This is a genomic window from Variovorax sp. GW821-FHT09D04, from assembly GCF_059416405.1.
This window is the reverse complement of sequence record NZ_JBWKPA010000001.1, coordinates 406,009-414,358: the sequence shown is the minus strand read 5'-3', so window position 1 is coordinate 414,358 and position 8,350 is coordinate 406,009. Positions and strand designations below refer to the sequence as shown.

General features: G+C 71.7%; 10 protein-coding genes. 3 read left to right on the top strand and 7 right to left on the bottom strand.

The genetic code is table 11. From position 1 onward, the window contains the following. Nucleotides 1-53: 53 nt before the first annotated feature. The 3 genes from AC07O4_RS01925 to AC07O4_RS01915 are packed head-to-tail and all read right to left on the bottom strand — an operon-like array spanning nt 54 to nt 2,330. Nucleotides 54-1,055: a FecR family protein gene (locus AC07O4_RS01925; protein ID WP_495303599.1), complete on the bottom strand. Its 1,002-nt coding sequence runs from the start codon at nt 1,053-1,055 to the stop codon at nt 54-56. After that, entirely contained in the window at nt 1,042-1,602 is a 561-nt protein-coding gene (locus AC07O4_RS01920) for an RNA polymerase sigma factor (protein WP_095745876.1), read from the bottom strand. The genes AC07O4_RS01925 and AC07O4_RS01920 overlap by 14 nt, the downstream gene beginning before the upstream one ends. Nucleotides 1,603-1,607: 5 nt before the next feature. Beyond that, on the bottom strand, nt 1,608-2,330 hold the full coding sequence (locus tag AC07O4_RS01915) for a secretin and TonB N-terminal domain-containing protein (protein ID WP_495303598.1): 723 nt from the start codon (nt 2,328-2,330) through the stop codon (nt 1,608-1,610). 236 nt (nt 2,331-2,566) lie between these two features. Here AC07O4_RS01915 and AC07O4_RS01910 point away from each other — a divergent pair, with 236 nt between their 5' ends. After that, nucleotides 2,567-2,938 (top strand): hypothetical protein, encoded by a 372-nt coding sequence (locus AC07O4_RS01910; RefSeq protein WP_095745878.1) that lies wholly within the window; start codon nt 2,567-2,569, stop codon nt 2,936-2,938. Nucleotides 2,939-3,181: 243 nt separating this feature from the next. Here AC07O4_RS01910 and AC07O4_RS01905 read toward each other — a convergent pair whose 3' ends face one another. Continuing rightward, nucleotides 3,182-3,439, bottom strand: coding sequence for a hypothetical protein (locus AC07O4_RS01905; protein ID WP_062482654.1), 258 nt, complete (start codon nt 3,437-3,439; stop codon nt 3,182-3,184). Between the two features lie 266 nt (nt 3,440-3,705). On the opposite strand from AC07O4_RS01905, the gene AC07O4_RS01900 reads away from it, so the two are divergent. Next, the gene (locus tag AC07O4_RS01900; protein WP_062482657.1) at nt 3,706-4,026 is read left to right on the top strand and encodes a hypothetical protein; all 321 of its coding nucleotides are present in this window, start codon (nt 3,706-3,708) and stop codon (nt 4,024-4,026) included. A gap of 6 nt (nt 4,027-4,032) precedes the next feature. Here AC07O4_RS01900 and AC07O4_RS01895 read toward each other — a convergent pair whose 3' ends face one another. Next, complete coding sequence (locus AC07O4_RS01895) at nt 4,033-4,530, bottom strand: arsenate-mycothiol transferase ArsC (protein WP_070061203.1); 498 nt, start codon at nt 4,528-4,530, stop codon at nt 4,033-4,035. A gap of 149 nt (nt 4,531-4,679) precedes the next feature. Between AC07O4_RS01895 and AC07O4_RS01890 the strand changes: the two genes are divergently transcribed. After that, on the top strand, nt 4,680-4,814 hold the full coding sequence (locus AC07O4_RS01890) for a hypothetical protein (RefSeq protein ID WP_260684871.1): 135 nt from the start codon (nt 4,680-4,682) through the stop codon (nt 4,812-4,814). 60 nt (nt 4,815-4,874) lie between these two features. Here AC07O4_RS01890 and AC07O4_RS01885 read toward each other — a convergent pair whose 3' ends face one another. After that, nucleotides 4,875-6,998 carry a site-2 protease family protein gene (locus AC07O4_RS01885; RefSeq protein ID WP_495303597.1) on the bottom strand — a complete coding sequence of 708 codons (2,124 nt, stop codon included), beginning with the start codon at nt 6,996-6,998 and terminating at the stop codon, nt 4,875-4,877. Continuing rightward, nucleotides 6,992-8,344 (bottom strand): efflux RND transporter periplasmic adaptor subunit, encoded by a 1,353-nt coding sequence (locus tag AC07O4_RS01880; RefSeq protein WP_495303596.1) that lies wholly within the window; start codon nt 8,342-8,344, stop codon nt 6,992-6,994. The genes AC07O4_RS01885 and AC07O4_RS01880 overlap by 7 nt, the downstream gene beginning before the upstream one ends. Nucleotides 8,345-8,350: the final 6 nt, after the last annotated feature.

Sequence of the window (8,350 nt, the reverse complement as noted above, 5' to 3'; positions counted from 1 at the left end):
CACCATGTCACGAAATCTTCACGAACACGCGGATCGGCACGCTGCAACACACCTCAGGCGCTGGCGGCGCCCAGCAGCACGATGCCGCCGGGCAACTGCGTGAGTTCGGCGCCGTACACGTCGCGCACGAGAAAGGCCACGTCGTCCAGGCGGTCGATGGAGAAGCTGGCCTGCACGCGGCTGCGGCCCAGCGCCTCGTTCGTGAGGATGAGCCGGCCGTGGCGATAGCGGTTGACCTCGGCCACCACCTCGGACAGCGGCACCTGGTCGAACACCAGCTGGCGGCGGCGCCACGCGACGACGGGGCCGGTGTCCACGCCCGTGACGACGCCGAGCCCCGCGGGGCCGTAGCGCAGCTGCCGGCCTGCGTCGAGCCGCGCCTGCTGCGTGCCTTGCGCCACGTCGATCTGGCCCGCCAGGCAGGTCACGCAGACCTCGCCGTCCAGGTGGCGGATGTTGAAGCGCGCGCGCGTCGCCGACACCGTGCCGCCGCCCGCCGCGACCGTGACGCGCGCCGAGGCCGGGCCGCCGGCCAGCACTTCGGCCTCGCCGGACACCAGATCGATGGCTTCGCCCGCGCTCTCCGTCGCGCCGCGGCGCAGGTTGATGCGCGTCTGCGTGTTCATCTGCAGCACCACGCCGTCGCCCATGGCAACCTCGCGCTGCTCGCCGGTGGCGGTGCGGTAGTCGTCGCCCCACTCGGTGACCGAGGGCCACAGCGCCAGCGGCGGCGACACCGCGAGGTAGGCGACCGACGCCGCGACCGCGCCCCCCAGGAAGGCACGGCGTCCGGGCAACGGCAGGCGGCGGTGGGCCGCCTCGCGCGCTTCCTGCTGGCGCACGCGCTGCGCGGCCGGCGCCATGGCCTGCCACACCTGGCGTGCCTGCACGAAGGCCTGCGCGTGCTCGCGGCTGCGCGCGCACCAGCGCCGGAAGGCCTGGGCGTCGTCTTCGGTGGCCTGTTGCGAGCCGAGCCGCACCACCCAGGCTTGCGCTTCGCGTTGCAGGGTCTGCTTCATGGCCTCGGTCGCCTGGGGTTCTTCAGCGGTCATCATGGGGAGACTGTTTTCCGGCGCCAGGACCGAAGCGCTGGATGAAATCCCGGCCGAGCCGCTCGCAGCAATGCTCCAGGCCGGCGCGCAATTCCTTCTCGACGGTGCGCGCCGACACACCGTAGCGCGCCGCGATGTCCTTGTGCGGCATCTCGTCGACACGCGCGGCCAGCACGATGGCGCGGCGGCGGCGCGGCAGTTCGGCCAGCGCGCGCTCGAGCGCCTCGAGTTCGTTGCGCGCCTCGGCGCCGCGCGCGGGGTCGGCGGCCTCGTCGGCCATGTCGTACAGCGCCTCGACCTCGCCCACGCTCAGCAGCCGCGAATTGCTCTTGCGCTGGTCTTCCGCGACGTTGAGCGCGATGCGGAACAGGTAGGCCGAGGGGTAGCGCACGGCGCTGCGCACGGTCGAGTTCTCCACGCGCAGGTAGGCCTCCTGCAGCGCGTCGTTGGCAAGGTCTTCCGACCCGAGGCGGTGGTGCAGGTGCTTGCGGAACTGCGCATAGCGCGCGAGGAACAGCGCGCGCAGCGAGGCCTTGATCGATTCGGACATGCGACTCAGCCCGCGCGCGCGCGCAGGTACGGCCGGCAGTCGCGCGCCGGGTCGGGGCGCGGGGTCAGCAGCAGCGTGACGGGTTGCGGCAGCGCGGCCGGCGGCGGCGTGTCCAGGCCGAGCGTGCGCAGGCTGGCGAGCACGGTGGCGTCGCGCGCCGGCACGCCGCTGCCCTCGAGCAGGCGGGCCTCGGTGACGGCGCCCGCCGGGTCGATCCACAGCTGGACCGCGAGCCGGTAGCGGCCGAAGGCGTCGGGCTGCGCGATGCACAGCACGCGCGTGACCGCCCCCTGCAGCACGGCCGCGTAGGCCTGCAAGGCCGGGACGTTGCCGGCCGTGGGGACGCCCGCCGGCACGCGTTCGTCGGGGACGGCAGTCGCCGACGGTGCCGGCACGAGCGTGAACGCGCTGGCGCCGGTGTAGCGCGCCACCAGCCCGGTGCCCACGAGCATCCGCTGCAGCGCGTCGCGCGGCGCGAAGTCGCCCTGCACCGGCGACGCCTCGCGGCCGTCGGTGAGGCGGCTGGTGACGAGCACCGAATGCCCGGTGAGGTGGCCGAAGACGGCGAGGGAGCGCGCCAGCGGCTGCGCCGGCAGATCGAAATGCAGCGCCGGCGCGTCGCTCGCCATGCCGTCGGCTGCCGCGGCGTGGGCGGCGCACATCACCAGCGCCATGACCAGGCACCAGGACAGTGTCAGGCCACCGCCCGATGCGGATGTACGTGTCATGTGACGGAGGATGAACAGCAGCAACGAAGGGTCTGGAAAGCGGCCGTCCGCCGTGCGGCCCGGGTGAGCGTGCGGGCGAGACTAGCGACCGTGCATGACCGACATGTGACGTTTCGTTCACACTTCCGAGCTCGCGAGATTCCGTCTTCTTCCTGACTTGCGCGCGGTCCAGACTGCCGGGTTGGCCGTGATCGCGGTACGGCGTTTCTTCTTCTTTTTTTTCCTGGGGTGCAACGATGCGCGTCGGTGTGTGGCTGTTCGGCGTGATGCTCTCGGTGATCGGCACTGGCGCGGCGGCGCAGACGCCGCCCTCCGGTGGCGGCGAGGCCGACGGCAGCTGCGTCGAAGTGGTGGTGAACGGCGAGCGCACGCCCGCCTACGACTGCCTGACCCGCAAGCTCGCACCCACGATGCCGGCACGCGGGCCGGACGACGCGGCGCCCGGGCTGGCCTCGGAAGCGATCACGCAGCGGCCGGGCAATCAGCTGGGCTTGTTCAATCGCGCGGCGACCGGGCATCGCATGGGCAACACCTTCGGCACCTCGGTGTATCCGCAGCGTCCGCCGCCGGCGGTGTACACCTCGCCGCTGCTGCCGCCCCGGCCCTGAGCGGCGGCATGCGGGAAAAGAGGCCGGGCGTTCAGAGTTGCTGGGTCACCAGCACCACGAACCCGGCCAGCGAAATGGCGACGCCCACGGCTTTCCTGAAGGTCTTCAACATGTCGTGTGCTCCATCGGTGAGATCCGTGAGCCTCGATGGTGCGCCGCTTGCGGGCGCAGCGGGTTTGGCAATCCCGATGGCCGGGATAGAAAAACTTCAAGCGCGAGTGCGGCGGGTGCGGATGAACCCGCTCAGCTCGCCCGTGCGCCGGTCCGGGCTTCGGCGAGCGACAGGCGCTCGCGGGCGAACTGGCTGGCTCGCAGGCGCACGCGCGCGACCGCGGCGTCCAGCGAGGGCTGCTGCATGAAGACGAGCACGCCGCGCTTGAGCCCGCGCAGGCGGAGTTCGGCCACGCCGGCATAGCGGCCGCCGGTGGTCTGGCGGATGTCGATCTCGCTGGACCAACCGTCGGAAAGTTCGACGAAAAGATGTTGCTGTGTGGCGCTCATGTCAGTGAGGAGCTTAGGGCTACTGCCGGCGCCGCCCTAGGACATAGTTCCTAGGTATTAGCATTTAATTTCGTTTAATAACAATTTCACGCGCTTCGCGCAAAGGGACACCATGTGTGAACATCCGCATGACTTTCGGCACTCGCGCCGAAACAGCGTGCCATCTAGGATGGAGCGGCCGTGATCCGTCTCCCTCTTTCTGCGCATCCTCCCGACCGGCCTGCCCCGCAGGTCGACACCGTCCGCCCCGATTTCCGCGCCGCCGCATGAAGGACGAGATCCACTCCGCCGAGCACCTCTACACCATCGAAGTCGAGGGCCGCAACGTCACGGTGCGCGACGTGATGGTGGCGGCATTCACCTACCGCATCAAGCTCGAGGAACTGCTCGGCTCGCCCCGGCAGGTCGCGCACTGCTACCGGCTCTGGCGCCGGCTCGAGCGGCTCGACGAACCGCCCATGACCCGCCTGGACATCAAGTACGCCACCGCCTGGCGCGACGCGCATGCGCAGGCCTGGCAGGTGGCGCAGGTGTTTCTCACCGACCCGCACACCAAGACCTTCGTGCTGCGGCTCGCCGCTCCCTAGCGCGCGTCAGCGCATGTGCGCCATGTCCCGGATGTCAGAGCGCAGCGCGCTGCGGTCGGCGCCCACGAGCGGCAGGTTGACCAGCAATTCGAGCCGGCGGCGCAGCGAGTACAGCACCTGGAGCGCGCCATGCGCCGCGTCGTCCGGGCCGGTGTTGGCGCCGGCCACGTCGGGGTAAGGCCACAGCGCCGCATCGGGCTGGCCGGGCCAGCGCGGCTGCAGCGGTTCGAGCGAGGGGTCGAGCGTGATGACGACATCGGCGTTGTGCGATCCCGCGCGCGCCAGCAGGTCCCAGCTGCGCGGCGGCGAGGTCGGCAAGGCCATGCCGGCGCTGCCCAGTGCCTCGACGGCCGCGGGGTGCACGTCCGCCGCCAGCCGCCCCGGCTGCCCGCACGAGCGCACCGAAAAGCGCTTCGCATCGAGGTGGGCAAGACAGGCCTCGGCCAGCACGCTGCGCAGCGAATTGCGCCGCGAGACAAAGACAACCTCGATCCGTTTCTGCATGGTCGAACGACTATAGCCACGCCGTGTGGCAGGTGGGTGCCGAAGCACAGGGACCCTTTTGCGGACGCCTGTTTACCCCGGACCTGCAGACATGACAAATAAGTGTAAACACTCGTAAACCTTGCGGGATGGGTCGGCGTTAGAACCGCATGACAACCGACCCCTCCCTCGTTGTGCTTGCTTTCCTGGTCGGTCTTGCCGCGGGCGTGACGCTCATGAGCATGCTGGCGGTCCTGCGTTCCGACCAGGACCGCCTGCCGCGCTCCGAGCACACCCGGCTGTAAGGCAGACCGCGGGCATCGCCTGCCGGCCCGTGGCCGGCCGGCGCAAGCGGGCGCGCTTGTTCAGAACCCCGACTGCTCGATCAGCACCGCGGTCGCCGCATGGACCCAGCGGCGGGCCAGGCTCTCGCGGGTGCCTTCGAAATGCGCGCGCACCTCGCGCACCCCGTCGACCGGCGCGTCGTCTTCGCCCTCCACCGTCACACGAAACCAGGCTTCGGCCGGGCGCAGGTCTTTCTTCTGCGCGGTCGGGTTGAGCGCGATCGGGCCGCCGTGGTCCTGCGCCAGCAGCAGGTGCGGCAGCCGGCGCACCGGGCTGTTGTCGATGGCACGCACCTGCCCTTCGAGCTTGCGCGTGCGGCCCTTGACGAGGATCACCGCGCGGCTGCCGGCCGCCAGGCGCTGGCGGTCGTGCTCGGGCACCAGCGCTTCCACGCGCCAGCGCCGCCCGTCGACCACCATCGCCATCAGTTGCGACGGCGCCACCCACGTGCCGGACTGCAGCAGCGGATCGACGTCGCGCAGCGTGCCCCCGTGCGCCGCCACCAGCCGCAGGCGCAGCAGCTCGGCGTCGCGCGCGCGGCGTTCGGTGTCCCAGCGGCTGGCCTGCTGCTCGGCCAGCACCTGCTGCGCCGCCGGTCGCTCCTCCAGGCCCATGGCGCCGCGCGCCGCGCGCGCGTAGGCGCTGGACATCACGCGCGCCTTCTCGCGCTCCTCGGTCTGGCCGGGCGCTTCGAGCGTGACCAGCGACTGCCCCGCCGCCACGGCCGCGCCGTCGCTGGCTTCCATCGCCGCCAGCCGCGCCGCGTAAGGCGAGAACACAGGCTGTTCGACGCCGGCCCGGATCACGCCCGGCGCCGAGATGCCGCCGTGCCACGGCACCAGCAGCACGACCGCGATGAGCGCGAGCAGCAGCACGGCCACGACGCGCCGCCGCGGCTTGATCTCGCCGCGCCGCGCGTGCCACACGCGCAGCTCGGCCATCACCGGCCGCACCACGAACACGCCCATCTCGACGATGAAAAGGAACACACCCAGCGCCTTGAAGAACGCGTGATAGACCACCACCGCGATGCCGATGAACAGCACCAGCCGGTAGACCCAGGTGGCGAAAGCGAAGGCGATGAGAAAGCGGCGAAAGCCCGGCGTCAGCATCTCGGGCGACGGATCGTCGAAGCCCAGCAGCCAGCGCCGCAGCGCGCGCTTGGCCTGCTGTCCCGCGCGCTCGTGCAGGCCCGGAAAATCGAGCGCGTCGGTCAGCATGTAGTAGCCGTCGAAGCGCATGAAGGGGCTGGCGTTCACCGCGAGCGTCAGCACCCAGGCCGTGGTCGCCAGAAAGAACAGCGCGTTGCGCAGGTCGCCGTCGGGCATGAAGGCCCACAACAACGTCGACCACGCGGCCAGCACCAGCTCGGCGCAGATGCCGGCCGACGCAATCGCCAGGCGGTGCCGCGAGCGCGCCAGCTTCCAGCTTTCGCCGGTGTCGGTGTAGGCCATCGGCCACATCACCAGCAACGCGACGCCCATGTGCCCCACGCGCACGCCGTGGCGCGTGGACATGAGCGCGTGCCCCATCTCGTGCAGCAGCTTCGACACCACGAGCGCGCCCGCAAAGCCCAGCACGCCCTCCCAGCTGATGGCGCCGCGCAGCTGGGCCGCCACCGTGTCCCACTGCCGCGCGGCCAGCAGCATGCCGACGCCGGCGGCGAGCGCGCTGAGCGCCACGAACCAGCGGCTGTAGAGCCACTCGACCCAGGGCAGCATCTTCTCGAGCAGGCGCGCCGGCCGCACCAGCGGAATGCGCACGAACAGGTAGTTGTTGAGCAGCCAGCGCCACGCCGGCATCGGCGGCTTGCGGCGCACGGTGCGCAGCAGCTGGTGCTGTTCGAGAAAGCCCTGGAAGCGCGCCACGTCGTCGGCGTCCGGTGCCAGCGGGGTGTCGCGTTCGATCGCCTGCGCGATGCGCGCGGCATCGGCCATCGGCCAGCGCTGCAGGATCTCGAACTCCAGCCAGCCGATGCGAAAGAACAGGTTGCGCACCGGGTCGCACACGTGCCAGGCCGGCGAGCCGTCGCCGTTGGCGCCGGCCGGATGGATCTGCAGTTCCTCGCGCAGCGCCGGCCAGGGCGGCGGCGCTGCAGCACCCGCAGGAGCGCCGCGGCCTGCGGGCGCCGTGCCGCTCAGCACCCGCACCACTCCCGCGCCGCCGCGAACGGCCGGCGCAGCAGCAGGTAGCCGAGCACGGTCCACTCGCCCGACACGCGCGCCGTACCGCGCAGGCCGATGCGCGCCACGCCCGAGGGCTCGCTCAGGTGGCCGCGCAGCTGGTAGCTCGCCACGCCGTTGGGCGCCTCGACCGCCTGGTAGCCGGCGTGGTCGAGCCGGGCCGACACCGGGTCCAGCGGCGCCACGCGCAGGAACAGGGTCATGGGCGCGCCCGGCGCCAGGTTGACCGCCTCGCTCACCGGCGCCCAGGCCTGCACGCCGAGCACGGCCGGGTCGGCCAGCAGACCGACACGCTCGCCGGTCTGCACCGGGCGGCCGGCCCAGTCGTCGGGGTCGGAGTACACGAACACGCCCGCGGCCGGCGCCTTGATCTGCAGCTGCGCCACTTCGCGCTGCAGCGCACCCACCTCCACCTCGCGTTCGCGCAGCTTGCCTTCGGCCAGGCTCAGCTCGGCCTTGGCCGACTGCGACTCGATGGCGCGCTGCGAGGCCTGGTGCAACTCCAGCCGCGCGGTCGACAGCGCCGCGCGCGCCACGGCCAGCCGGTTGTCCAGCGTGGTGTCGTCGAGCTCGGCGATGGTCTGGTCGGCCACCACCGGCGTGTTGGGCGGCACGGTCATGCGGCGGATCACGCCGTCGCGCGGCGAGGCGATCACCTGGCTGCGCGTGGAGATCACCTCGGCCTGCAGCAACGCGTACTCGCGCACCGGCACCAGCAGCGCGAGCGGCAGCAGCGCCAGCGCCCAGCGCAGCGGCTTGCGCGCCCACGCGTCGTGCAGCAGCGTTCCGATGGAGCGGCGGCGCCCGGTCAGCGCCCACCACGCATGGCCGTACATCGCGGCGGCCTGGAGCAGCAAAAACTCGGGCGCCTTGGCGTCGAACTCGGTGGGCCACGGCGCCTCGCGCGCCAGGAACAGCGCGGCGCGCGCGCGGCCGTCGGGGTCGGCCATGGGCAGCACCCACACCTGGTCGGGCAGCCAGTCGGCCCACGAGGCGGCGAGCGCCGGCGGCAGCATCCCGGGCGACAGCGCCAGCACGCGCGCGGCGGCCGGCAGCTCGTCCAGCCGCGCCCTCAGGTGATCGGCCACCGAGGCCAGCCACAGCGCATAGGGCGAGTCGGACTCGACATCGGCCAGCCCCGAATGCGCCACCAGCCGCGTGCGGCGCGCACCGAAGAAGCCGACCAGCGCGGCCTGCCGGTACGGCGCGATCGCGTGGGTCTCGTTGCAGATCAGGAAGGCCAGGTCGGCCGGACGCTGCGCCGCGCGCACCTTCGCAGCCAGCGCATGGAACGCGAGATCGGTCACGACGCT